The organism is Acidovorax sp. GW821-FHT11A03 (assembly GCF_058809075.1).
Genome location: NZ_JBXASG010000006.1, coordinates 153,839 through 175,233 on the forward strand (window position 1 = coordinate 153,839; position 21,395 = coordinate 175,233).

The following is a 21,395-nucleotide window of genomic DNA, read 5'->3' on the forward strand; positions in this document are numbered from 1 at the left end:
CTTTTACCGTTTACCACTGCGGACATGACCTCTTCCTCCGTCCCCCTTACCGGCAGCATCGTCGCCCTCGTCACCCCCATGCACGAGGACGGTAGCGTGGACTACCCGGCCCTGCGCAAACTGATCGACTGGCACATCGCCGAAGGCACCGACTGCATCGGTGTGGTGGGCACCACGGGCGAATCGCCCACCGTCAATGTCGAAGAACACTGCGAAATCATCCGCGTGGCCGTCGAGCAATCCGCCAAGCGCGTGCCCATCATGGCGGGCTGCGGCGCCAACTCCACCGCCGAAGCCATCGAACTGGCCAAGTTCGCGCGCGGCGTCGGGGCCGACAGCCAGCTGCAGGTCGTGCCCTACTACAACAAGCCCACGCAAGAGGGCCAGTTCCAGCATTTCAAGGCGATCGCCGAAGCCACGGGCGACCTGCCCATCGTGCTGTACAACGTGCCCGGCCGCTCGGTGGCCGATATGCAGCACGACACCGTGCTGCGCCTGGCCCAGGTGCCCGGCATCATCGGCATCAAGGAAGCCACCGGCAACATCGAGCGTGCGCAGTGGCTCATCCGCGATGTGCCCAAGGGCTTCGCCGTGTATTCGGGCGACGACCCGACCGCCGTGGCGCTCATGCTGTGCGGCGGCCACGGCAACATCAGCGTGACGGCCAACGTGGCGCCGCGCCTCATGCACGAGCTGTGCGTGGCAGCGCTGGCAGGCAATGTGCAGCGCGCGATGCAGATCCAGTTCCAGCTGATGCCCGTGCACAAGAACCTGTTTGTCGAAGCCAACCCCATCCCGGTCAAGTGGGCCGTGGCCCGCATGGGCCTGTGTGGTGGCACCATGCGCCTGCCCATGACACCGCTGGCCAGCAGCAACGAGGCTGTGGTCGAATCCGCGCTGCGCACCAGCGGCCTGATCTAATCCGGGCTGCGCCCGCTCCCCGAGACACTCTCCAAGGATTTCCGCGTGAAAGCTGCTACCACCCGCCTGAGCCTGCTGGCCCTTGCCATGGCCCTGTCCGCCTGCGCCGCCCTGGAGGGCGACAAGATCGACTACAAGAGCGCCGCCAAGGGCTCGACCCTGGAGGTTCCGCCCGACCTGACGCAGCTGTCGCGCGATTCGCGCTATGCCGTACCCGGCGGCCCCGTCTCGGCGGCCGCCATGCAGGCCGGCCAGGCCGCGCAGCCCTCGGGCACCGCCAACGCCGCCGCCATGCAACTGGGCGACGTGCGCATCGAGCGCGATGGCAACCAGCGCTGGCTGGTGGTCAACCGCCCGGCGGACAAGCTCTGGGAGCCCGTGCGCGACTTCTGGCAGGAAAGCGGCTTCAACCTGGCCCAGGCCGAGCCCAACGTCGGCATCATGGAAACCGACTGGGCCGAGAACCGCGCCAAGCTGCCACAGGACTTCATCCGCTCCACCATCGGCAAGCTCCTGGATTCGCTGTATTCCACCGGCGAGCGCGACAAATTCCGCACCCGCCTGGAGCGCAATGCCAATGGCGGCACCGAGATCTACATCACCCACCGGGGCATGATCGAGGTGTATGGCACGCAGACCAAGGACAACACCGTCTGGCAGCCCCGCCCGTCGGACCCGGAGCTTGAAACCGAATTCCTGCGCCGCCTGATGGTCAAGCTGGGCGTGAGCCAGGAACAGTCCAAGGCCGTGGTGGCAGCCCCCGCCCTGCGCACGCAATCCGCTCGCATGGCCACCGTGGACAACAAGCCCGTGGTCCAGCTGGACGAAGGCTTTGACCGCGCATGGCGCCGCGTGGGCCTGGCGCTGGACCGCACCGGCTTCACGGTCGAAGACCGCAACCGCAATGAAGGCACCTACTTCGTCCGCTATGTGGCGCCCAACGCCGACAAGAAGGAACCAGGGTTCTTCGGCAAGCTGTTCAGCGGCTCTTCGTCGGCCACGCCCCCGCTCAAGTACCGCATCGTCGTGCGCAGCCAGGGCGAATCCACCACCGTGTCGGTACTCAACGAAGCAGGCGCCCCCGAGTCCTCGGCCAACGCCGAGCGCATCGTGCGCGTGATCGCGGACGACCTCAAGTAACCCGCCGCATCGCCGCGCGGCACGCGTCTGCGTGCGTGCTGCGCGGAGTCCGCGAGGACCGGCCCCGGTCCGCCCCGCGGCACGGCGCAATATCCTCGCCCTCCATGCTGCGTTTCAAGAACCTGGGGAGCGGCAGCACCGGCAATGCCACCGTGGTGGAAGGCCGCTGCGACACGCAGGTGCGCCGCCTCCTGATCGACTGCGGCTTCGGCATCCGGCAACTGCAGGGCCGGCTGGCGCAGGCGCAGCTGCAGATCGAGGACCTGGACGCGGTTTTCATCACCCACGAACATTCCGACCACATCGGCTGCGCGCAGGCCGTGGCCCTGCGCTACGGCATTCCCGTCTGGATGAGCCAGGGCACCTACGCCGCCCTGGGCCAGCCGGACTTTGGCGACATGCTGCGCGTCGCGCACGACATGGCACCGATCGACCTGGGCACGTTCGAGGCCCGGCCCTTCACCGTGCCGCATGACGCCCGCGAGCCGCTGCAGCTGCGCTGCTCCGACGGCGCCGCCCACCTGGGGGTGCTGACCGACCTGGGCCATGCCAGCGAGCATGTGCTGCAGCAGCTCGAGGGCTGCCACGCGCTGATGATCGAAGCCAATCACGACCCCGCGCTGCTGGCGGCATCCCGCTACCCCCTCTTTCTGAAGCGCCGCGTAGGCGGCCCCTTCGGCCACCTGGCCAACCGGGTCACGGCGGACATCCTTCGCGCCGTCCGCCATCCGGGCCTGCGGACGGTGGTGGCGGCCCACCTGAGCGCCAAGAACAATGCGCCCTCCATCGCACGTGAGGCGCTGGCCCCTGCCATGGACTGGCCCGTGGAGGCCATCGCCGTGGCCTGCCCCACGGCGGGCACGGCATGGCTGCCGGTAGCGCAGGCGCCGATCTGACACGAGCGCGCCCACCGGCTACCCCGCCCGCCCCCCCACGGACGGCGCACCACAAAAACACGTTCCGCGCCCGGAAAAGAAAAAGCCCCGACCTTGCAGTGCGGGGCCTTCGGGCAGTGGCTGGTCTTGCAACCAGCCAGGGCCTGCAGCAAATTACTTGGCTGCGGAAGCGCCAGCGGCAGCGGTGGCAGCAGCGTCGGCAGCAGCCTTGGCAGCGTCAGCAGCAGGTGCAGCGGCAGCCGAAGCGGCGTCGGAAGCAGCAGGAGCTGCATCGGAGGCGGCAGGAGCAGGTGCGGGTGCAGGAGCTGGTGCTTCCACGGCAGCAGGTGCTGGTGCTGGAGCGGGTTCTTCCTTCTTGCCACAAGCGGCGAGTGCTGCAGCAGCGATCAGGGCGGCCAGAACGAGAGAGTTCTTCATTTCGATTTTCCTAGTTGGACAGACAGAATCTTGAAAAGCCGCGGCGTCGGGCTCCTGGAAGCCTCGGAACGCGTCGGCACAATGCGCTTTGGCTTGCACCTTTTCGGCGCAGCCGCTAATTATATTGGTATTTAGTCAATACTGACTAACACTGACGAAAGCTTTACACCCCATTGACACGGCGCAAAGCAGGTATTTCATCTACAGACCCAGGGTCGAGGCGGGAAAACCGGGCGAACTCTTGCCACGCACCCACTCGTTGAGATTCTCGCGCAGCAGCACCCGCCGATCGGGTTCGCTGCCCGTGACGCCCACGCACCGCTCGGGGTCCAGGCGCTGCAGCACCCACTGCGGGGACCACAACGCGCTGGGGATATCGAGCGGGTCCGCCGCGGGGCTGCGGCGGCACGTGATGATGTGGTCCCAGGTACCACGCCAGCGCACAAAACGGGCGTGGCGGCGAACCACATCGTCATAGCTGCACGCCAGCATCGTCAAGCGCCGGCTCCCGTGCGCCCAGTGCTGAAGGGCTTCTGCCACGCTGCGCTCACCCAGCGGCCAGTCGTGGAAGTTCGCGTCGCTGATCACGATTTCCGGCCACCCGTCGCGTGCGGCCGTGGCCATCGCGTCGCGCACCAGTTGCTGAAACGCCTCACGGCCGCTGAACCGCCCGGACGGCAGTTCACGCAGCGGATCCGCGGGGGTGGAGGAAGCCTCGGTCATGGGAGCGTCTCCTTGGGATACACCAGTCTTTTCAGCCTTCAGCCCATGCATGCGCCCAGCCGGCATCGCACCAGGACGACAGCAGCTCGAGCGCATCGTCGCTCGCGCGCGCGAGTTCGCGGGCAGTCAGTTGGCGTTCGTCCGCCAGGCGGCGCATCAGCGTCGCGTCGCGGCCCGCGGCACGGTAGCTTTCGCCGTTGATGAACACGTGGTGGGCGTCATACATCATGCGGCTGCGGCGATCCAGGCGCACGCCTTCCAGCATCACGCCCGCGTCCCCGGGCTCGAACCACACGCTGGGCTTGGGCTCGGTCAGATATTCCCCGAGCGCACGCTCCAGCACCAGGGGTTGCGCCAAGGCGCGGGCCAGAGCGGTCCGCGCGAAATCGTGCAGCCCCGCTGGAATGGCGCCGGGCTGGGCAACCGCCGCCTGCTGCGCATCGCGGTACAGCAAGGGACTGCCCTCTTCATCGCCTGCATCCTCCGCCAGACGCACCAGCAGCTCCTGCGCGAGCTCGGCACGGGCCGGCGCCCGAAAGCCTATCGAATAAGTCATGCATTCGCCTTCGGCGATGCCGTCGTGCGCATAGCGGGGCGGCAGGTAGAGCATGTCGCCAGGCTCGAGAACGAACTCCTCTTCCGGCTCGAAGTGGGCCAGCACCTTCAGCGGAATGTCATCGCGCAGCGACAAGTCCTTCTGGCGGCCAATGCGCCAGCGCCGCTTTCCGTGGGCCTGCAGCAGAAAGACGTCATAACTGTCGAAATGCGGACCCACGCCCCCGCCGTCGGCGGCATAGCTGATCATGAGATCGTCCAGGCGCGCCTCGGGCACAAAACGGAACTGCTGCATCAGCGCGTGCACCGCGTCGTTGTGCAGGTCCACACCTTGCACGAGCAGGGTCCAGTCGGGCTGCTGCAGCGCCGGCAGGGCGCGGCGGTTGAACGGTCCGTGGCGCAGCTTCCAGGCGCCCTTGGCCAACTGCACCAGGCGGGACTCCACCCCCTCCTGGGAAGCCAGCGCAAAAAGCTCGGCACGCAGTACAGGCGGCGAAAACTGCGCGATGGCCTGCCGCACCAGCAAAGGCTTCTTCTGCCAGTGGCGGCGCATGAATTGCGCGGGGGTCATGCCGCCGAGCAGGGAAAGGGGTTGCTGAATATCCATGGGAGAGTGGCGCCCCTTTGCGGAGGCATTGGTCAAACTGCGACAATTCTCCTATGGAAATTACCCAACAATGCGTGGTCGCACTGACCTGGACGCTCAAAGACACCCTTGGCGAAGAACTGGATGTTCTCGATGACCCCGTGGAGTTCCTGGTAGGGGGCGACGACCTGCTGCCGCGCATCGAGGAAGCCCTGCAAGGCCACGGCCCGGGGGCCACGCTGGCTCTGCACCTGGAACCCGAGGACGCTTTTGGCGACTTCAACGATCAACTGCTTTTTCTGGAACCCCGGTCCCTGTTTCCGGCGGAGCTGGAAGAAGGGATGACGTTTGACGGAATGGCCCTGCCGGAGGGCTGCAACCCCGATGCACCGCGCAGCGGGCTGTACACCGTGACGGAGATCTATCCAGAGCACGTGGTTCTGGACGGCAACCACCCGCTCGCGGGCATCGCCCTGCGGCTGCAGCTGACGGTGCAGGCCGTGCGCGAAGCCACGGAAGATGAGATTGGCCGGGGCACCGCGGGCACCGGCTTCTTTCGGGTACAGCCGCAGGCGCCCGGCGGCTCCCTGCTGCATTGATTGAGCGGGTGAGCCAGGCCGGGAATCCTGAACAGCTCAGGATTCCCGCGGTGGCGGCTGGGGGGTTCGGTTTACAGGCGCGAAATCTGGCCGTTGTAGAGGCGCACGCGGTCGCCGATGCGCAGATCGCCCGGACTGCTCACGTCGTAGGCACGATAGCCGCCCTGGTCCAGCTGGACAGAGAGCCGATAGCCCTGGGCATATTCCTGGCTGTTGTTGCGGCCTTCGATGGCATTGCCTGCCACGGCACCGCCCAGGATGCCCACGCCAGTGGCCGCCGCGCGGCCGGAACCCTTGCCGATCTGGTTGCCCAGGACCCCGCCCACGACCGCGCCCAGCACGGCGCCTGCGCCCGAGGTCTGCCCTTGCGAGCGGCCCTGCAGCACTTCGATGTTCGACACACGGCCATACTCGGTGCCCGCCGGGTTGTTCGGGTAGGCGGGCGCAGACTGGTATCCGCCCGAATAGCCTCCCGAATACTGGGGCTGGGGGGCCGACCGGTTGTGGCCGCAGGCCGCCAGGGATCCCACGAGGACAACGGCGCCCACAATGGCAAACGAACGCTTAAATTGCAGCATTTTTCAATCTCCTAAAGTCAGGGGCTGGCGCATGGTCCGACAATCCGGTCCGGGTACGCATGCCTTGATTGGAACAACGCGCAAGGGTCTTGTCGCGTGGACAAGGGGCTGAGGCCCTGTCCGTAACAGACCCTTCGAAAAGTAAGCCGTGTCTGACAGGCGCCAGCTCCCAGGCCAGAGGGACCCGCCCCTTCAGGCCTTGCCGGTGGACCCGTAGCCGCCCTCTCCCCGCTGGGTCGCCGCGAACTCGGCCACCACGTTGAACTGCGCCTGCACCACCGGCACGATCACCAGTTGCGCCAGCCGCTCCATCGGCTCCAGCGTGAATGCCGTGCCGCTGCGGTTCCAGGCGCTCACCATGAGCTGGCCCTGGTAGTCGCTGTCGATCAATCCGACAAGGTTGCCCAGCACGATGCCGTGCTTGTGGCCGAGGCCCGAGCGCGGCAGGATGAGCGCGGCATATCCCGGGTCCTTGATGTACACGGAGATGCCCGTGGGTACCAGCTGCCATGCGTTCGGCTGCAGGGTCAGCGGCGCGTCCAGGCAGGCCCGCAGGTCCAGGCCCGCGCTGCCGGGCGTGGCATAGGAGGGGAGTTGATCCGCCATGCGCGGGTCCAGAATCTTGACATCGATCTTCACTACTTCTTCTTTCCTGTCTTGCGCTGCTGGGCCACTTGCCGCAGTCGCTCTTGCAATGGTTGCACGCCTGGCGCGGCGCCTGGGGATGAAATGGCCCTGGGCGCCGCATCCATCAGCCAGCCCAGCGCCCACCAGATGGCCGCCATGGCGACCAGGCCGGCCAAGGACCCCTGGCTGAACAGGAACAGCACGATCCCCTGCGCGGCGATGAGCAGCAACAGCACCACGCGCACGGTTCGCAGCACGCCCATCAGGGGCCCGAGCGCCTGCGCGAGATCGGGCGGACCGGCGCGGGGGGTCGACCGGGAGCCGCCCGCGGACACCGGTGGTGCAGGGCCGGTGGCCCCCGGAGAGAGGACCTGCGCCGTCCTGGACGGGGCCGGCGCGGTCAGCCGCTCCACATAGCGCGCAAAGTCGCCGTCGGGCGGAGTATCCCATTCAGGCTTGGTGGAGCCAGTTTTCATACAACCTCCGGGGAAACGAACGTCACGAATCCGATGGCGGCAACCGCGCCGCGATGTCCTCGATGAGCTGCCGCGCCAGCACCCGCTTGGATGCGCGGGGCAGCTCGCGGTGCCCATCGGCATCCACGAGCAGCAGGGCATTGTCGTCCTGTCCGAAGGTGGCGGGCCCGATATTGCCCACCAGCAGCGGCACCCCCTTGCGCGCACGCTTGGCCGTGGCATGGGCCAGGAGATCGTGGCTCTCGGCGGCAAATCCCACGCAGTACAGCTTGCCCGCCTGCGCACGCGGCGACCGCGCCACGCCCGCCAGGATGTCGGGGTTCTCCACAAAGCCCAGGGTGGGGGTCTGGCCGGAGCCGTCTTTCTTGATCTTCTGTGTGGACGGCGCAGCAGGCCGCCAGTCTGCCACCGCCGCCGTTGCTATGAAAATAGAAGCGTCGTGCGCTTGCCCTTCAACCGCTGCCAGCATTTCCTGTGCAGACTGGACATTCAGGCGCTGCACCCCGCGCGGCGTGGGCAGATGCACGGGACCGGCCACGAGCGTGACATCGCCCCCCGCTTCGCGCGCCGCGCGGGCGATGGCAAAGCCCATCTTGCCGCTGGAGAGGTTGGTGATGCCGCGCACCGGATCGATGGCTTCGAAGGTCGGTCCAGCGGTGACCAGCACCTTGCGCCCCGCCAGCACCTTGGGCGCGAAGAAGGCAACCAGCTCCTCGAGCAGCTCTGAAGGCTCCAGCATGCGGCCGTCGCCGGTTTCTCCGCAGGCCTGGTCGCCATTGCCCACGCCCAGCACGCGGGCGCCGTCCCTGGCCACCTGGGCCAGGTTGCGCGCTGTGGCGGGGTGGGCCCACATCTCGCGGTTCATGGCTGGGGCCAGCAGCAGCGGCACGCGGTCGATGGGGCGTGCCAGGCACAGCAGGCTCAGCAACTCGTCGGCCCGGCCCTGCACCAGCCGCGCGATGAAATCGGCGCTGCAGGGCGCGATCAGGATCGCATCGGCCTCGCGGCTGAGGTTGATGTGCGGCATGTTGTTGGGCTCGCGCGCATCCCACTGCGAGCCGTAGACGGGCCGCCCCGACAGGGCCTGCATGGTCACCGGCGTGATGAATTGCGCGGCCGCCTCGGTCATCACCACCTGCACGGTGGCGCCCTCCTTGATGAGCTGGCGGCACAGATCGGCTGCCTTGTAGCAAGCCACGCCCCCGCTCAGACCCAGAACAATGTGTTTGCCAGCAAGCTCATTCATGCGGCGAATTTAGCAGACGGGGGTGTCCCTGCCGGCAGGGGTGTCGCCGGGGCGCCATCTATAATCCCAATTTCCCACCACCAAAAAAGACATGACCAAATTTGTCTTCGTCACCGGCGGTGTGGTGTCTTCCCTCGGTAAGGGAATCGCCTCAGCCTCCCTTGCCGCGATCCTCGAATCGCGGGGACTCAAAGTCACCCTCATCAAGCTTGACCCCTACATCAACGTAGATCCGGGCACCATGTCGCCGTTCCAGCACGGCGAGGTTTTCGTGACCGACGACGGCGCAGAAACCGACCTGGATCTGGGCCACTATGAGCGTTTCATCGAAACGCGCATGAAGAAAACCAACAACTTCACCACGGGCAAGATTTACCAGTCCGTGCTGGAGAAGGAACGCCGCGGCGACTACCTGGGCAAGACCGTGCAGGTCATCCCGCACGTCACCAACGAGATCCAGGAATTCATCAAGCGCGGCGCCGGCATCGGCACGCCCGATGCCGTGGACGTGGCCATCGTCGAGATCGGCGGCACGGTGGGCGACATCGAGTCGCTGCCGTTCCTGGAAGCCGTGCGCCAGATGAGCCTGCGCATGGGCCCCAACAATGCGGCGTTCGTGCACCTGACCTACCTGCCCTGGATCGCAGCAGCCGGCGAGCTCAAGACCAAGCCCACCCAGCACACCGTGCAGAAGCTGCGCGAGATCGGCATCCAGGCCGACGCCCTGCTGTGCCGCGCCGACCGCCGCATTCCCGAGGAAGAGCGCGCCAAGATCTCGCTGTTCACCAACGTGCCCGAGTGGGGCGTGATCAGCATGTGGGACGTGGACACCATCTACAAGGTGCCGCGCATGCTGCACGAGCAGGGCCTCGACGGCCTGATCTGCGACAAGCTGCGCCTGAACACGCCGCCCACCAGCCTCAAGCGCTGGGACGACCTGGTGCATGAAACCGAGCACCCGCAGGGCGAAGTCACCATCGCGATGGTGGGCAAGTACGTCGACCTGTCGGACAGCTACAAGTCCGTCAACGAGGCCCTGCGCCACGCCGGCATGCGCAACCATGTGCGCGTGAAGATCGACCACGTCGACTCGGAGACCATCGATGGCGCCGATGCCGCCGCCAAGCTCGCCAAGTACGACGCCATCCTGGTGCCCGGCGGGTTCGGCGTGCGGGGCGTGGAAGGCAAGATCGCCACCGCCCAGTTCGCCCGCGAGCACAAGGTGCCCTATCTGGGCATCTGCCTGGGCATGCAGGTCGCGACCATCGAGTACGCCCGGCACGTGGCGGGCCTGGTCAACGCCAACAGCACCGAGTTCGACGCCACCACCCCCCACCCCGTGATCGCCCTGATCACCGAGTGGAAGGACGCCGACGGCACCATCAAGAAGCGCGACGAGAACTCCGACCTGGGCGGCACCATGCGCCTGGGCGCACAAAGCTCCGACGTGTCGGCCAACACACTGGCCCACAGCATCTATGGCGACGTGGTGACCGAGCGCCACCGCCACCGCTACGAAGCCAACGTGAACTACCTGGACCAGCTGCGCAAGGCGGGCCTCGTGATCTCCGCGCTGACCCAGCGCGAGCAGCTCACCGAGATCGTGGAGCTGCCGAACAACGTGCACCCCTGGTTCATCGGCGTGCAGTTCCACCCCGAGTTCAAGTCGACGCCGTGGAACGGCCACCCGCTGTTCAACGCCTTCATCAAGGCGGCCGTCGAACACCAGCAAGCGGCTACTAAAGCCTGATTGGAGACCTATGCAGCTGTGCGGATTCAATGTTGGCCTGGACCAGCGCTTTTTCCTGATCGCGGGCACCTGCTCCATCGAAGGCCAGCAGATGTCGCTGGACGTCGCGGGCCAGCTCAAGGAGATCTGCACGGCGCTGGGCATCCCCTTGATCTACAAGGGCTCGTTCGACAAGGCCAACCGCTCCTCCGGCACCAGCAAGCGCGGCGTGGGGCTGGAGGCGGGCCTGAAGATCCTCGATGAAGTGCGCCGCCAGTTGCAGCTGCCCATCCTGACCGATGTGCACGACACCTCGCACGTGGCCGAGGTGGCCAGCGTGGTGGACGTGCTGCAAACCCCGGCCTTTCTCTGCCGCCAGACCGACTTCATCCGCGCGGTGGCGCAGTCCGGCAAGCCGGTGAACATCAAGAAGGGCCAGTTCCTCGCGCCCTGGGACATGAAGAACGTCATCGACAAGGCCCGCGCGGCCGCGCAGGAAGCCGGCCTCTCGGAAGACCGCTTCCTGGCCTGCGAGCGCGGCGTGAGCTTTGGCTACAACAACCTCGTGGCCGACATGACCAGCCTGGCCGAGATGCGCAACTCCGGCGCGCCGGTGGTGTTCGACGTGACCCACTCGGTACAGAAGCCCGGCGGCCTGGGCGCCGTGAGCGGTGGTGCGCGCGACATGGTGCCGGTGCTGGCCCGCGCGGGCGTGGCCGTGGGCGTGGCGGGCCTTTTCATGGAAACCCACCCCCGGCCCGCCGAGGCCTGGTCGGACGGCCCCAATGCTGTGCCTTTGAAGCACATGAAGGCGCTGCTGGAGACCTTGGTGGCGCTGGACGACATCACCAAGAAAAATGGATTCCTCGAAAACAACTTTGGAGCCTGAGACATGAGCAGTGGTTACGTCATCGCATCCGTCACCGTCACCAACCCTGAGCAGTACGAAGAGTACAAAAAGTGGAGCACCGTGGCCATGCAAGCGCATGGCGCCGAGGTGTGCATTCGCGGCGGCAAGGTGGAAGTGCTGGAGGGCGACTGGAACCCCGGCCGCACCGTGCTGCTCAAGTTCCCCAGCTTCGAGGCCGCGCGCGCCTTCTACGACACACCCGAATACCAGCAAGCCAAGGCCGCCCGCGAAGGCGCCGCCATCATGCGCATGGTGTGCGTCGAGGGCGTCTGATACGCGGCGGCCAGCTCACGCCGGTCGGGTTGTACCCGGTTCGTACCTGCAGGCTGATTCACTATCAAATCAGTAGCATAAAATGACTACAGACGCGCCCAAGCGGCCATTTTGCCATTTGGCCTGAACAAGCAAAGCCCGTCCCGCCCGTCTGAATGAATTTCAAAAACCTCAAGGAAAATCATGAGTGCCATTGTTGACATCGTAGGCCGCGAAGTGCTGGACAGCCGCGGCAACCCCACCGTCGAATGCGACGTGCTGCTGGAATCGGGCGTGATGGGCCGTGCCGCCGTGCCTTCCGGTGCGTCCACCGGCAGCCGCGAAGCCATTGAAATGCGCGATGGCGACAAGAGCCGCTACCTGGGCAAGGGCGTGCTCAAGGCCGTGGAGCACATCAACACCGAGATCAGCGAAGCCGTGTTGGGCCTGGATGCCTCCGAACAGGCCTTCCTGGACAAGACCCTGATCGACCTCGACGGCACCGAGAACAAGAGCCGCCTGGGCGCCAATGCCATGCTGGCGGTCTCCATGGCCGTGGCCCGCGCCGCCGCCGAAGAGTCCGGCCTGCCGCTGTACCGCTACCTGGGCGGCATGGGCAGCGTGCAGTTGCCCGTGCCCATGATGAACGTGATCAACGGCGGCGCGCACGCCAACAACAGCCTGGACCTGCAGGAGTTCATGATCATCCCCGTGGGCGCACCGACCTTCCGCGAAGCCGTGCGCTGGGGCGCCGAGGTGTTCCACGCTCTCAAGAAGATCATCCACGACAAGGGCATGAGCACCGCCGTGGGCGACGAAGGCGGCTTTGCCCCCAGCGTCGAGAACCACGAAGCGGCCATCCGCCTCATCCTGCAAGCCATCGAAGCCGCTGGCTACACGGCGGGCGAGCAGATCGCCCTGGGCCTGGACTGCGCCGCGAGCGAGTTCTACAAGGACGGCATGTATGTGCTCGAAGGCGAAGGCGGCCTGAAGCTCACCGCCCAGCAATGGACCGACATGCTGGCGGCCTGGGTGGACAAGTACCCCATCATCAGCATCGAAGACGGCATGCACGAAGGCGACTGGGATGGCTGGAAGCACCTGACCGAACGCCTGGGCGACAAGGTGCAGCTGGTGGGCGACGACCTGTTCGTGACCAACACCAAGATCCTGAAGGAAGGCATCGACAAGCGCATCGCCAACTCGATCCTGATCAAGATCAACCAGATCGGCACGCTGACCGAAACCTTCGCCGCCATCGAGATGGCCAAGCGCGCCGGCTACACCGCCGTGATCTCGCACCGCTCGGGCGAAACCGAAGACAGCACCATCGCCGACATCGCCGTGGGCACGAATGCGGGCCAGATCAAGACCGGCTCGCTGTCGCGTTCGGACCGGATCGCCAAGTACAACCAGCTGCTGCGCATCGAGGAAGACCTGGGCGAGATCGCGCACTACCCCGGCCGCGCTGCGTTCTATAACCTGAAGTAATGGCCCCCACGGTCGCCCACTGCCTGTGGCTCCCTGCCTCCCCAGGGGGCCGCGTGTTGCCTTGGGGCGGCCCGGTGGCAAAACCCCACGCCAAGGGGTAAGCGATGGTCTCCCGCATTGTTCCCGTCATCCTGCTGGCCTTGCTCGCAGCACTGCACGCCCAGCTCTGGCTCGGGCGGGGCAGCGTGCCGCGCGTCAACGAGATGCAGCGGCAGATCGACGTGCAGAAGGCGGCCAACGACCAGGCCCGGCAGGCCAACGAACGCTTGTCCTCCGAGGTGCATGACCTCAAGGAAGGGCTCGACATGGTGGAAGAAAAGGCACGCAGCGAGCTGGGCATGGTCAAGCCCAACGAGGTCTACGTGCAGTTCACGCCGCGCTGAGCCGCGGCCACCGCGGCGCTATCCCGGCCCCGGCCCCGGCCTTGGACAGGGGGGTGCCCCCTCCTCTCCACATCTCCACCTCTCGCCCTCCTGTCATCGTGCCGTCCCAGCCCACCCTCGTTGTCCTGCTCGGCGCGCCCGGCACCGGCGCGCAGGCGCTGGCCGCCGCGCTGCAGGAACACCTGCCCCCCGGGGCGGTGCGCATTCTGTGGAGCCACGACCTGGGCGGCCTGCACTCCCCGGGCCAGGCCGATGCCACCCGCCACGTGCTGCTGATGGGGCTCGATCTGCCCTGCCCCGCGCGCGACCGGCCCGAACAGGAAGCCGCCGATGCGCGCCTGCGCACGGACCTCGCCCAGCGGGAGATGGGCTATCAGGTGGTGTATGGCCATGGCGATCAGCGGCTCGCCAATGCGCTGAACGCCATCAAAAACATGGCTCCGGACGCCAGTCTGTGGACCACCGGTAGCACTTCTGCCCCCACACCGGCTGCTCGGCCCGCGCGCACGGCACGCCTGCGCGCCTGGAACTGCGAGAAGTGCAGCGATCCGGAGTGCGAGCACCGCCTGTTCACCGCCCTGACCGGCCGGAACGCCCGCGGCGCCTGACCCGCCATCCGGCCATTCCGTCAGGGCAGTGGCTGCTGCACCAGGCCACGCTTGAGTTCCTTGAGGAGCAGCACGACCTGGCTGGAGCCGTAGCGGTATCCGCCGTTGAGCACCTGCACGGCCTTGTCCCATTCGCCCTGCTGGGCCAGTGCCACCAGCATTGCGGCCTGTTCGTGAAAATACTGGTGGCGCGCCATCAGCACGGCATAGGCGGGCTGGTCGCCCAGCAGTTCACCGCCCACGCCATGGAGCCACCGCCCCAGCGCGCCACGGTCGCCGCGTCGCACCTCCGAAGGGTCCAGGCCCTGGGTGGTGCGCCCTTCGAGGTAGTCCATGAGGTGCGCCTTCCAGCGTTCGTGGGCATTGATGGCTGCGTCGATGTCGAGGGCTGCGAGCACGGTGTCCGCGCGTTGCGAATCCTGTGCCCCTGCGCTGCCGCTGTCGCACAGCTCCAGCGACGGCCCGGCCTCCCGCCCGCGGGCGCCAAATACACGACGAAAAAAATCCATAGCCCCTCTTGCTGCGCCACACGGACAGGCGGCGCACGCGCACCCCAAGTGCGCGGCGACCGGCGGACATCGCGGGCGGCAACGCCCGGGGCCGTGTGGAGAGCGCCGATCTTAGGCGCGATGGCGGCGGGCGATTGTCAACGATGGTCAGCCGGCGCGGCGGGCTACTGCAGGATCCCGCTCGGCCCGGGCGGCTGGCTGGAGGACGGCGGCACGAAGATCTGCGCGGCGTCCACGGCGTCGAAACGGTACTGCTGGCCGCAGAATTCGCAGCCGACCTCGATGTCGTCGCGCTCGGACAGGATGCTCTCGGCCTCTTCGCTGCCCAGGTTGCGCAGCATGTTGCTCACGCGCTCACGGCTGCAGGTGCAGGCAAAACGCGGGCCGCTGGCACCCTGCTGGGGCTCGAAGCGCAGCAGCTTTTCCTCCCAGAACAGGCGGCGCAGGATGGTGTCCACGTCCAGGGTCAGCAGTTCCTCGCGCGTCAGGCTGGCAGCCAGGTGCGCGATGCGGTTGTAGTCCTCGTTGTGGCCGATCTGGTCTTCGTTCTCGCGGTGGGTCAGGCCCTCGGCCAGGTTGCCCTCGCCCTTGATCGGCATGCGCTGGATCAGCAGGCCCGCGGCCACCTGTTCGTTCGCGCCCAGGACCAGGATGGTGTCCAGCTGCTCGGACTGCAGCATGTAGTGCTGCAGCACATCCGACAGGCGTTCCAGCTTCTCGTGCCGGTCGCCATACAGCGGCACCACGCCCTGGTAGGGCTGCTGGCCGGGGTGGCGGTCCTTGGGGTCGAGCGTGATGGCGCAGCGGCCACCGCCGCCCACGTTCACCATCTGGCTCAGGGGCGCGCCCTCGGGCACCTCGCTGTTGACCGTGGCGGTGGCGCGCAGGCTCAGGTCCGACTGCACCTCGGCCACGGCCAGCTTCACGGGGCCGTCGCCAAACACCTGCAGCACCAGCGCGCCGTTGAACTTGATGTTGGACTGCATCAGCACGCCGGCGGCGGCCATCTCGCCCAGCAGCTCGCTCACCGGGGCGGGGTAGGCACCGGTGCCGGTATTGCCCGCGCGGCGGCGCAGGATCTCGGTCCAGGCATCGGTCAGGCGCACGATCATGCCGCGCACTGGCAGGCCGTCGAAGAGAAACTTGTGGAGTTCAGACACGCAAGGGTTCCAGAAAGGGTCGGCGTTCAGCCGATTTTGTGCAGGCCGCGCTGAAAGCGGCGCGCGTTGTCGATGTAGTGCTGGGCGCTCTGGCGCAGGCCCTCGATCTGCTCGGGCGTGAGTTCGCGCACGGCCTTGGCCGGGCTGCCGATGATCATGGAACCATCGGGAAACTCCTTGCCCTCGGTCACCAGGGCGCCCGCGCCCACCAGGCAGTGCCTGCCAATCTTGGCGCCGTTGAGCACGATGGCCCCGATGCCGATCAGCGACTCGTCGCCGATGGTGCAGCCGTGCAGCATGACCTGGTGGCCCACCGTCACGCGCTCGCCGATGACCAGCGGCTTGCCGATGTCGGCATGCAGCACGCTCGCGTCCTGGATATTCGAGCCCGCGCCGATGGTGATGCTTTCGGTGTCGCCACGCACCACCGTCCCAAACCAGACACTGGCATCCTCGCCAAGAACGACGTTTCCCATGACCTGGGCGCCTTCCGCCACCCAGGCCGAAGCCGCCAGCTGCGGCGCCACGCCGTCGAGTTCGTAAATCGCCATGCAAACACTCCAGAAAAATGAAGGCCGGAACCGGGCCTGCCAATGGTTACAAAGCGTGTGCAGTGTTCCGGGTGGCAGGGCCTAGAATTGTAAGGATGGAGCTTCGCCACCGTGCATTGCAGGTTTTGTGCCTTGCAGACCCTGAACAAAAAGCGGCCGCAGCGCTTGATCTGCAATCGCAAGCAGCTATTCTTTCCATAGCAGACAAAGCCCCTGAGGCCCCGCTGGATCCCGCGGCCCTGCCCGGCCGGCCGGAGCGGCCCCTGCTGCTGCGCCACACGCAGGTGGCCCGCCGCTCGCCCGCGACGGCCGAGGGGCGCGCAGTCCTCATCCATGCCATCGCGCACATCGAATTCAATGCCATCAACCTGGCGCTGGACGCGGTCTGGCGTTTCGACGGCATGCCCCGCGCCTACTACACCGACTGGATGCGCGTGGCGGGCGAGGAGGCACAGCATTTCCGCCTGCTGCGCGACCACCTTCGCGGCCAGGGGCACGACTACGGCGACTTCCCGGCCCACCAAGGCCTGTGGACGATGTGCGAGAAGACGCGGCACGACATCCTGGCGCGCATGGCGCTGGTGCCACGCACGCTGGAGGCGCGCGGCCTGGACGCCACGCCGCAGATCCAGGCCAAGCTGCGCCAGGTGGGCACGCCCGATGCGCTGGCCGCCGTGGAGATTCTCGACACCATCCTGCGCGAGGAGGTCGGCCACGTGGCCATCGGCAACCACTGGTACCGCTGGCTGTGCGAGCGCCGGGGCGTGGACCCTGAAACCCACTATGGCGCCCTGGTCAGGCAATACGAGGCCCCCCGCCTGAAACCCCCGTTCAATGAAAAAGCGCGCCGCAGCGCCGGCTTTACCGACGCCGAGCTGCGGTGGCTGCAACAGGTCTGATCCACCACCATGCGCCGACATGCGATGGCTCCTACAATCCGCGGCGCCTGCGGCCGCTGAAGCGGCAACACACTCACCCGAACCTCTGACCATGACTTCACTCTCCGCCCCTGGGGCCTCCCTCGCCCCGCCCCCCGGCACCCAGTCCTCGGTCGCGATGATCGCGCGGCAGGCCATCGTCAACGCGCAGCAGGTGGTGGTCGGCTACGAGCTGTTCAACCGCTCGCGCAGCGGCGCGGCGCACACGGCCGCCACCGACGTCATCCTGGTCTTCACCGCACTCTCGCACGCGGGCACCGAAGAGCTGGTGGGCAAGAAGCTCATCTTCGTCAACTGCACGCACGAGAGCCTCTCCGGCGGCCACCTCGAACTGGTGGACCCCGACAAGGTGGTGCTGGAGATTCCGCCCCTGGGCCACACCGCCGCCGAAGAGGTCGCCACGCGCATGCCCATTCTGGCCGAACTGCGCGAGCGCGGCTTCCACCTGGCGTTCAACCACACGGTGCTGCAGTCGGCCTATGCCCCCTGGCTGCCGCTGGCCGACTACATCAAGCTCGACCTGTCGGTGCTGGCGCCCGACCAGCTGGCCGTGCTCATCAGCTACGCAGGCCGCCACTGCCAGGCCGAGCTGATCGCCGAGAAGGTGGAAACCGCCCAGCAGTACGACATGGTGTCCAGCCAGGGCGTGCAGATGTTCCAGGGCTACTGGTTCGCGCGCCCAGCCCTGGTCGAGGCCAAGCTGCTCACGCCCTCGCAGGCGAGCATCATCGAGCTCATCAACCAGGTGCGCAAGCAGGCCAGCACGGACGACATCGAGGAAGTGCTCAAGAAGGACGCGGGCCTGGCCTTCAACCTGATGCGCCTGATCAACTCCGCGGGATTCGGCCTGTCGCGCGAGATCACCTCCTTCCGCCAGGCCGTGATGCTCATGGGCCTCAAGAAACTGTTCCGCTGGGCGGCGCTGCTGCTCACCGCGTCGCGCACCAGTGGCACCCCCTCCTCCGTCGGCCAGACCGCCGTGGTGCGCGGCCGCCTGATGGAGCTGCTGGCCCTGGAAACCCTGCCCCCCGAGGAAGCCGACCAGGCCTTCGTGGTGGGCATCTTCTCGCTGCTCGACGTGATGCTGTCCATGCCCATGGAATCCGCGCTGGGGCTGCTCAACGTGCCCGAGCCCGTGGCGGCGGCGCTGCTGCGTCGCGAAGGATTCCTCGGAGACCTGCTCACGCTGGCCGAAGCCTGCGAATCCAGCGACGACGTGGTGTTCGACCGCACGGCCGGCTTGCTGCACCTCACCAGCCAGCAGATCAACTTCGCGCACCTGCAGGCCCTGGCCTGGGCGGACCAGCTTGCGGACTGAGCCCCGGTTCGCGTCCCACGCCCCCGCCGCGCGGCCTGCGGGGCCGCACGGGGCACGCTGGCCGCAGCCGCCTTGGCCGCCATCTAAATCCGCGCGGCCAGTTCGCGACGTGGCATGCCGGTCTAGAATCAGTGCAGACCCCAGCCCTTCACCACCGCGGACCCCATGTCGAGCACACCTGAACAAGACGCCCCGCAAGCTGATTCACCCGCGGTTGAACCCGTGGATGAGAACATTGCCATCATTGCGCGACAGGCCATCGTGGACGAATCCCGCGCCGTCTATGGCTACGAGCTGTTCGACCGGTCCACGGCCTCGGACTCCCACACGGCGGCCAGCGATGCCGCGCTGCTCTTCAACGCCCTGTCGTACGCCGGCACCGAAGCCCTGGTCGGCAAGAAGACGGTGTTCATCAACTGCACCCACGACAGCCTTTCCGGCGGCCACCTGGAACTGATCCACCCCGAAAAGGTGGTGCTGGAAGTACCGCCGCTGCACGACACGGCCACCCCCGAGGAAATCGAAGGCCGGGTGCCCACCCTGGAGGCCCTGCGCACCCGCGGCTTTCGCCTGGCCTTCGACCAGCAGGCGCTGCGCCGCGCCTACACCAGCTGGCTGCCGCTGGCCGCTTTCATCAAGCTGGACATGATGGCCTTCAAGCCCGAACTGGCGGGGCCGCTGGTCAAGTTTTCCACCACCCACAGCAAGGCCACGCTGGTGGCCGAAAAAGTGGAGACCGCCGAACAGTACGAACTGATGCGGGGCCTGGGCGTCAAGCTGTTCCAGGGCTTCTGGTTCGCCCAGCCGTCGCTCGTGAAGGCCACGACGATCCGCCCTTCGCAGGCCACCATCATCCAGCTCCTCAACCTGGTGCGCAAGCAGGCCACCACCGCCGAGATCGAGGACCTGCTCAAGAAGGACCCCACGCTGTCCTTCAACCTGCTGCGCTTCATCAACTCCTCGGGCTTCGGGCTCTCGTGCGAGATCACCTCGTTCCGCCACGCGGTGATGATCCTCGGCCTCAAGAAGCTGTTCCGCTGGGCGGCCCTCCTGATGACCACCTCGCGCGCGGGCGGCGTGCCACCGGCGGTGGGCCAGACCGCCGTGGTGCGCGGCCGCCTGATGGAGCTGCTGGCCGCCGAACTGCTGCCGCCCGAGGAATGCGACAACGCCTTCGTGGTGGGCGTGTTCTCCCTGCTCGACACCATGCTGGGCGTGCCGCTCGATAAGGCGCTGGAATCCGTGGCCCTGCCCGAACCGGTGATGGACGCGCTGCTGCGCGGCAGCGGCGTGTTCGCGCCCTTCCTGGAGCTGACCAAGGCCTGCGAGAGCGGCGATGAGGTGGCCTTTGCCAAGGCGGCCGACGCGCTGCACCTGTCCAACCGCCAGGTCAACTGGGCCCACCTGCAGGCCCTGACCTGGGCCGAGAGCCTCAACGAAGACTGAGGCACGCCGTCGCGGGGCCCCTTGGCCCGGCATTCGCACACCCGGGCCCTGGTCATCCAGGGCCCGCTGCGTTGTCATACCGGTCAATTGTGCCCCCGGATGCCCGCCATGCGGAGGGTGCGCGCGTTGCCGGCGGCATCCAGCTTGCGGCGGATGTCCCCCAGGGCCAGGATGGCGGAAGGCGCCTGCGCGGGGACATGGATGCCAACCGGCGACGGCAGATCGGGCCGTGCGGGCGCTCCCACCGCCAGCGGCTGGAGCCTGCCCGCCTTGCCTTCAGGTGCTGAAAAGACCGCGCCCTCGGGCGGCAGGAGAATCCATCAATCGAGTTCGAGCTTGCGCTCGCGGATGAGCTTGGCCCATTTCTCGTTCTCGCCCTTCACGAAGCTGAAGAACTCCACAGGGCCCAGCGAATGCACTTCGGACCCCGTGGACGCGAACTTGGCTTTCACGTCGGCCTGCGCCAGCACCTTCGCCAGTTCGGCGGCCAGCCTGTCCACGGTGTCCCTGGGCATGCCGGCCGGCCCCACCAGGCCCTGGAAGCCCACGGACTCCATCGCCGCGAAGCCCAGCTCACCGACCGTGGGCACATCGGGCAGCTGTGGATCGCGCCGGGGGCCGGTCACGGCCAGCGCCTTGAGCTTGCCGCCCTTGATCTGGGGCAGCAGCACCGTACCCGCGTCGATGAGCAGTTGCGTCTGGCCGCCGATCAGATCCTGCACCGCGGGCGCACTGCCCTTGTATGGCACGTGCGTCACGTCCAGCCCGGTGGCCTGGTTCATGAGCTCGCCATTGAGGTGGGTGGACGTGCCCGCGCCGCCCGAGGCGAAGTTCACCTTGCCGGCGTTGGCCTTGGCCCAGGCCACCCATTCCTTGAGGTCCTTGGCCGGGTGGTCCAGCCGGGTCACCGCGATGTAGCTGCCCTGGCTGATCTGGCCGATGTAGCTGAACTGCTTGAGCGGGTCATAGGGCATCTTGCGCTGCAGGTAGGGCGCGATGGCGAAAGGGCCGGTATTGGCCAGCAGGATGGTGTAGCCGTCCGGCGCCGCGCGCGTGAGCTCCGTGGCGGCCAGCATGCCGCCCGCGCCCGGCTTGTAGTCCACCACGATCTGCTGCTTGAGCGCTTCCTGCAGCGGCACCTGCACGGTGCGCGCGGCAAAGTCGATGCCGCCCCCTGGCGGGTAGCCCACGATGAGCCGGATGGGCTTGGCCGCGGGCCAGGCCTGCGCCATGGACAGGGTGGCGGCGCCCAGCAGCAGCGCGCCGGCAATCATTTTTTTCATGCATGTCTCCTGGTTGGTATCGAGGGGGTCGGTCACGCGGCCTGTCTGCCTGC

24 protein-coding genes are annotated in these 21,395 nt (G+C 67.0%); 13 read left to right on the forward strand and 11 right to left on the reverse strand.

Annotated elements, in window-relative coordinates:
• The first annotated feature begins 24 nt into the window (after nt 1–24).
• The 3 genes from dapA to AC1RVY_RS16460 all read left to right on the forward strand — a co-directional run bounded on the left by dapA (nt 25) and on the right by AC1RVY_RS16460 (nt 2,957).
• Complete coding sequence (gene dapA / locus AC1RVY_RS16450) at nt 25–921, forward strand: 4-hydroxy-tetrahydrodipicolinate synthase (protein WP_218295451.1); 897 nt, start codon at nt 25–27, stop codon at nt 919–921.
• 45 nt (nt 922–966) lie between these two features.
• The gene (gene bamC, locus AC1RVY_RS16455; RefSeq protein WP_369642921.1) at nt 967–2,061 is read left to right on the forward strand and encodes an NlpB/DapX family lipoprotein; all 1,095 of its coding nucleotides are present in this window, start codon (nt 967–969) and stop codon (nt 2,059–2,061) included.
• A gap of 104 nt (nt 2,062–2,165) precedes the next feature.
• Nucleotides 2,166–2,957: an MBL fold metallo-hydrolase gene (locus AC1RVY_RS16460; protein WP_218340196.1), complete on the forward strand. Its 792-nt coding sequence runs from the start codon at nt 2,166–2,168 to the stop codon at nt 2,955–2,957.
• 153 nt (nt 2,958–3,110) lie between these two features.
• Here AC1RVY_RS16460 and AC1RVY_RS16465 read toward each other — a convergent pair whose 3' ends face one another.
• The 3 genes from AC1RVY_RS16465 to AC1RVY_RS16475 all read right to left on the reverse strand — a co-directional run bounded on the left by AC1RVY_RS16465 (nt 3,111) and on the right by AC1RVY_RS16475 (nt 5,259).
• A complete protein-coding gene (locus tag AC1RVY_RS16465) occupies nt 3,111–3,374 on the reverse strand; it encodes a hypothetical protein (RefSeq protein WP_218295454.1) in 264 nt (87 codons plus the stop codon).
• Between the two features lie 201 nt (nt 3,375–3,575).
• Entirely contained in the window at nt 3,576–4,097 is a 522-nt protein-coding gene (locus tag AC1RVY_RS16470) for a hypothetical protein (RefSeq protein ID WP_218340195.1), read from the reverse strand.
• 31 nt (nt 4,098–4,128) lie between these two features.
• Complete coding sequence (locus tag AC1RVY_RS16475; protein WP_218340194.1) at nt 4,129–5,259, reverse strand: cupin domain-containing protein; 1,131 nt, start codon at nt 5,257–5,259, stop codon at nt 4,129–4,131.
• A 53-nt stretch (nt 5,260–5,312) separates the two neighbouring features.
• Between AC1RVY_RS16475 and AC1RVY_RS16480 the strand changes: the two genes are divergently transcribed.
• Complete coding sequence (locus tag AC1RVY_RS16480) at nt 5,313–5,837, forward strand: FKBP-type peptidyl-prolyl cis-trans isomerase (protein WP_218295457.1); 525 nt, start codon at nt 5,313–5,315, stop codon at nt 5,835–5,837.
• A 71-nt stretch (nt 5,838–5,908) separates the two neighbouring features.
• On the opposite strand, the gene AC1RVY_RS16485 is transcribed toward AC1RVY_RS16480, so the two are convergent.
• From AC1RVY_RS16485 to coaBC, 4 genes are all read right to left on the reverse strand, one after another.
• Nucleotides 5,909–6,415, reverse strand: a complete 507-nt coding sequence (locus tag AC1RVY_RS16485; protein WP_218340193.1) for an outer membrane lipoprotein — start codon at nt 6,413–6,415, stop codon at nt 5,909–5,911.
• A 192-nt stretch (nt 6,416–6,607) separates the two neighbouring features.
• Nucleotides 6,608–7,054 carry a dUTP diphosphatase gene (dut, locus tag AC1RVY_RS16490; protein WP_218295459.1) on the reverse strand — a complete coding sequence of 149 codons (447 nt, stop codon included), beginning with the start codon at nt 7,052–7,054 and terminating at the stop codon, nt 6,608–6,610.
• Nucleotides 7,054–7,518, reverse strand: coding sequence for a hypothetical protein (locus AC1RVY_RS16495; RefSeq protein ID WP_492253589.1), 465 nt, complete (start codon nt 7,516–7,518; stop codon nt 7,054–7,056). Before AC1RVY_RS16495 ends, dut begins: the two co-directional genes overlap by 1 nt.
• Nucleotides 7,519–7,540: 22 nt before the next feature.
• Nucleotides 7,541–8,764 carry a bifunctional phosphopantothenoylcysteine decarboxylase/phosphopantothenate--cysteine ligase CoaBC gene (gene coaBC, locus AC1RVY_RS16500; protein WP_492807243.1) on the reverse strand — a complete coding sequence of 408 codons (1,224 nt, stop codon included), beginning with the start codon at nt 8,762–8,764 and terminating at the stop codon, nt 7,541–7,543.
• A gap of 91 nt (nt 8,765–8,855) precedes the next feature.
• On the opposite strand from coaBC, the gene pyrG reads away from it, so the two are divergent.
• The 6 genes from pyrG to AC1RVY_RS16530 all read left to right on the forward strand — a co-directional run bounded on the left by pyrG (nt 8,856) and on the right by AC1RVY_RS16530 (nt 14,137).
• Nucleotides 8,856–10,514, forward strand: a complete 1,659-nt coding sequence (pyrG, locus tag AC1RVY_RS16505; RefSeq protein WP_492253590.1) for a CTP synthase — start codon at nt 8,856–8,858, stop codon at nt 10,512–10,514.
• A gap of 10 nt (nt 10,515–10,524) precedes the next feature.
• Entirely contained in the window at nt 10,525–11,382 is an 858-nt protein-coding gene (kdsA, locus tag AC1RVY_RS16510; protein WP_492253591.1) for a 3-deoxy-8-phosphooctulonate synthase, read from the forward strand.
• Nucleotides 11,383–11,385: 3 nt separating this feature from the next.
• The gene (locus AC1RVY_RS16515) at nt 11,386–11,676 is read left to right on the forward strand and encodes a DUF1330 domain-containing protein (protein WP_492807245.1); all 291 of its coding nucleotides are present in this window, start codon (nt 11,386–11,388) and stop codon (nt 11,674–11,676) included.
• 183 nt (nt 11,677–11,859) lie between these two features.
• Complete coding sequence (eno, locus tag AC1RVY_RS16520; protein ID WP_218295464.1) at nt 11,860–13,146, forward strand: phosphopyruvate hydratase; 1,287 nt, start codon at nt 11,860–11,862, stop codon at nt 13,144–13,146.
• 104 nt (nt 13,147–13,250) lie between these two features.
• Nucleotides 13,251–13,529 carry a septum formation initiator family protein gene (locus AC1RVY_RS16525; protein ID WP_218295465.1) on the forward strand — a complete coding sequence of 93 codons (279 nt, stop codon included), beginning with the start codon at nt 13,251–13,253 and terminating at the stop codon, nt 13,527–13,529.
• Between the two features lie 53 nt (nt 13,530–13,582).
• Nucleotides 13,583–14,137: a hypothetical protein gene (locus AC1RVY_RS16530; protein ID WP_492253592.1), complete on the forward strand. Its 555-nt coding sequence runs from the start codon at nt 13,583–13,585 to the stop codon at nt 14,135–14,137.
• Nucleotides 14,138–14,157: 20 nt separating this feature from the next.
• Here the strand turns inward: AC1RVY_RS16530 and AC1RVY_RS16535 are convergent, their stop codons facing one another.
• The 3 genes from AC1RVY_RS16535 to AC1RVY_RS16545 form a co-directional block, all read right to left on the reverse strand.
• Nucleotides 14,158–14,646, reverse strand: a complete 489-nt coding sequence (locus AC1RVY_RS16535) for a CZB domain-containing protein (RefSeq protein ID WP_369642929.1) — start codon at nt 14,644–14,646, stop codon at nt 14,158–14,160.
• Between the two features lie 164 nt (nt 14,647–14,810).
• Nucleotides 14,811–15,806 carry an Hsp33 family molecular chaperone HslO gene (gene hslO / locus AC1RVY_RS16540; protein WP_218295468.1) on the reverse strand — a complete coding sequence of 332 codons (996 nt, stop codon included), beginning with the start codon at nt 15,804–15,806 and terminating at the stop codon, nt 14,811–14,813.
• Between the two features lie 26 nt (nt 15,807–15,832).
• Complete coding sequence (locus tag AC1RVY_RS16545) at nt 15,833–16,357, reverse strand: gamma carbonic anhydrase family protein (RefSeq protein ID WP_218340187.1); 525 nt, start codon at nt 16,355–16,357, stop codon at nt 15,833–15,835.
• A gap of 95 nt (nt 16,358–16,452) precedes the next feature.
• On the opposite strand from AC1RVY_RS16545, the gene AC1RVY_RS16550 reads away from it, so the two are divergent.
• The 3 genes from AC1RVY_RS16550 (at nt 16,453) to AC1RVY_RS16560 (ending at nt 20,059) form a co-directional block, all read left to right on the forward strand.
• Nucleotides 16,453–17,256 (forward strand): ferritin-like domain-containing protein, encoded by an 804-nt coding sequence (locus tag AC1RVY_RS16550; RefSeq protein ID WP_218295470.1) that lies wholly within the window; start codon nt 16,453–16,455, stop codon nt 17,254–17,256.
• Between the two features lie 91 nt (nt 17,257–17,347).
• Nucleotides 17,348–18,613, forward strand: coding sequence for an EAL and HDOD domain-containing protein (locus AC1RVY_RS16555; protein WP_218340185.1), 1,266 nt, complete (start codon nt 17,348–17,350; stop codon nt 18,611–18,613).
• 165 nt (nt 18,614–18,778) lie between these two features.
• Nucleotides 18,779–20,059 (forward strand): EAL and HDOD domain-containing protein, encoded by a 1,281-nt coding sequence (locus tag AC1RVY_RS16560; protein ID WP_218295472.1) that lies wholly within the window; start codon nt 18,779–18,781, stop codon nt 20,057–20,059.
• Between the two features lie 320 nt (nt 20,060–20,379).
• Here AC1RVY_RS16560 and AC1RVY_RS16565 read toward each other — a convergent pair whose 3' ends face one another.
• Nucleotides 20,380–21,342 (reverse strand): Bug family tripartite tricarboxylate transporter substrate binding protein, encoded by a 963-nt coding sequence (locus tag AC1RVY_RS16565; RefSeq protein WP_218295473.1) that lies wholly within the window; start codon nt 21,340–21,342, stop codon nt 20,380–20,382.
• Nucleotides 21,343–21,395: the final 53 nt, after the last annotated feature.

Bases quoted from the DNA above. Each gene is read 5' to 3' on its own strand.
- AC1RVY_RS16475 (WP_218340194.1), bottom strand. From the start codon at position 5,259: ATGGATATTCAGCAACCCCTTTCCCTGCTCGGCGGCATGACCCCCGCG.
- AC1RVY_RS16545 (WP_218340187.1), bottom strand. From the start codon at position 16,357: ATGGCGATTTACGAACTCGACGGCGTGGCGCCGCAGCTGGCGGCTTCG.
- eno (WP_218295464.1), top strand. From the start codon at position 11,860: ATGAGTGCCATTGTTGACATCGTAGGCCGCGAAGTGCTGGACAGCCGC.
- AC1RVY_RS16515 (WP_492807245.1), top strand. From the start codon at position 11,386: ATGAGCAGTGGTTACGTCATCGCATCCGTCACCGTCACCAACCCTGAG.
- pyrG (WP_492253590.1), top strand. From the start codon at position 8,856: ATGACCAAATTTGTCTTCGTCACCGGCGGTGTGGTGTCTTCCCTCGGT.
- AC1RVY_RS16525 (WP_218295465.1), top strand. From the start codon at position 13,251: ATGGTCTCCCGCATTGTTCCCGTCATCCTGCTGGCCTTGCTCGCAGCA.
- AC1RVY_RS16465 (WP_218295454.1), bottom strand. From the start codon at position 3,374: ATGAAGAACTCTCTCGTTCTGGCCGCCCTGATCGCTGCTGCAGCACTC.
- coaBC (WP_492807243.1), bottom strand. From the start codon at position 8,764: ATGAATGAGCTTGCTGGCAAACACATTGTTCTGGGTCTGAGCGGGGGC.
- AC1RVY_RS16470 (WP_218340195.1), bottom strand. From the start codon at position 4,097: ATGACCGAGGCTTCCTCCACCCCCGCGGATCCGCTGCGTGAACTGCCG.
- AC1RVY_RS16550 (WP_218295470.1), top strand. From the start codon at position 16,453: ATGGAGCTTCGCCACCGTGCATTGCAGGTTTTGTGCCTTGCAGACCCT.
- AC1RVY_RS16485 (WP_218340193.1), bottom strand. From the start codon at position 6,415: ATGCTGCAATTTAAGCGTTCGTTTGCCATTGTGGGCGCCGTTGTCCTC.
- kdsA (WP_492253591.1), top strand. From the start codon at position 10,525: ATGCAGCTGTGCGGATTCAATGTTGGCCTGGACCAGCGCTTTTTCCTG.
- AC1RVY_RS16560 (WP_218295472.1), top strand. From the start codon at position 18,779: ATGTCGAGCACACCTGAACAAGACGCCCCGCAAGCTGATTCACCCGCG.
- AC1RVY_RS16495 (WP_492253589.1), bottom strand. From the start codon at position 7,518: ATGAAAACTGGCTCCACCAAGCCTGAATGGGATACTCCGCCCGACGGC.
- dapA (WP_218295451.1), top strand. From the start codon at position 25: ATGACCTCTTCCTCCGTCCCCCTTACCGGCAGCATCGTCGCCCTCGTC.
- AC1RVY_RS16480 (WP_218295457.1), top strand. From the start codon at position 5,313: ATGGAAATTACCCAACAATGCGTGGTCGCACTGACCTGGACGCTCAAA.
- AC1RVY_RS16555 (WP_218340185.1), top strand. From the start codon at position 17,348: ATGACTTCACTCTCCGCCCCTGGGGCCTCCCTCGCCCCGCCCCCCGGC.
- AC1RVY_RS16460 (WP_218340196.1), top strand. From the start codon at position 2,166: ATGCTGCGTTTCAAGAACCTGGGGAGCGGCAGCACCGGCAATGCCACC.
- AC1RVY_RS16535 (WP_369642929.1), bottom strand. From the start codon at position 14,646: ATGGATTTTTTTCGTCGTGTATTTGGCGCCCGCGGGCGGGAGGCCGGG.
- AC1RVY_RS16565 (WP_218295473.1), bottom strand. From the start codon at position 21,342: ATGAAAAAAATGATTGCCGGCGCGCTGCTGCTGGGCGCCGCCACCCTG.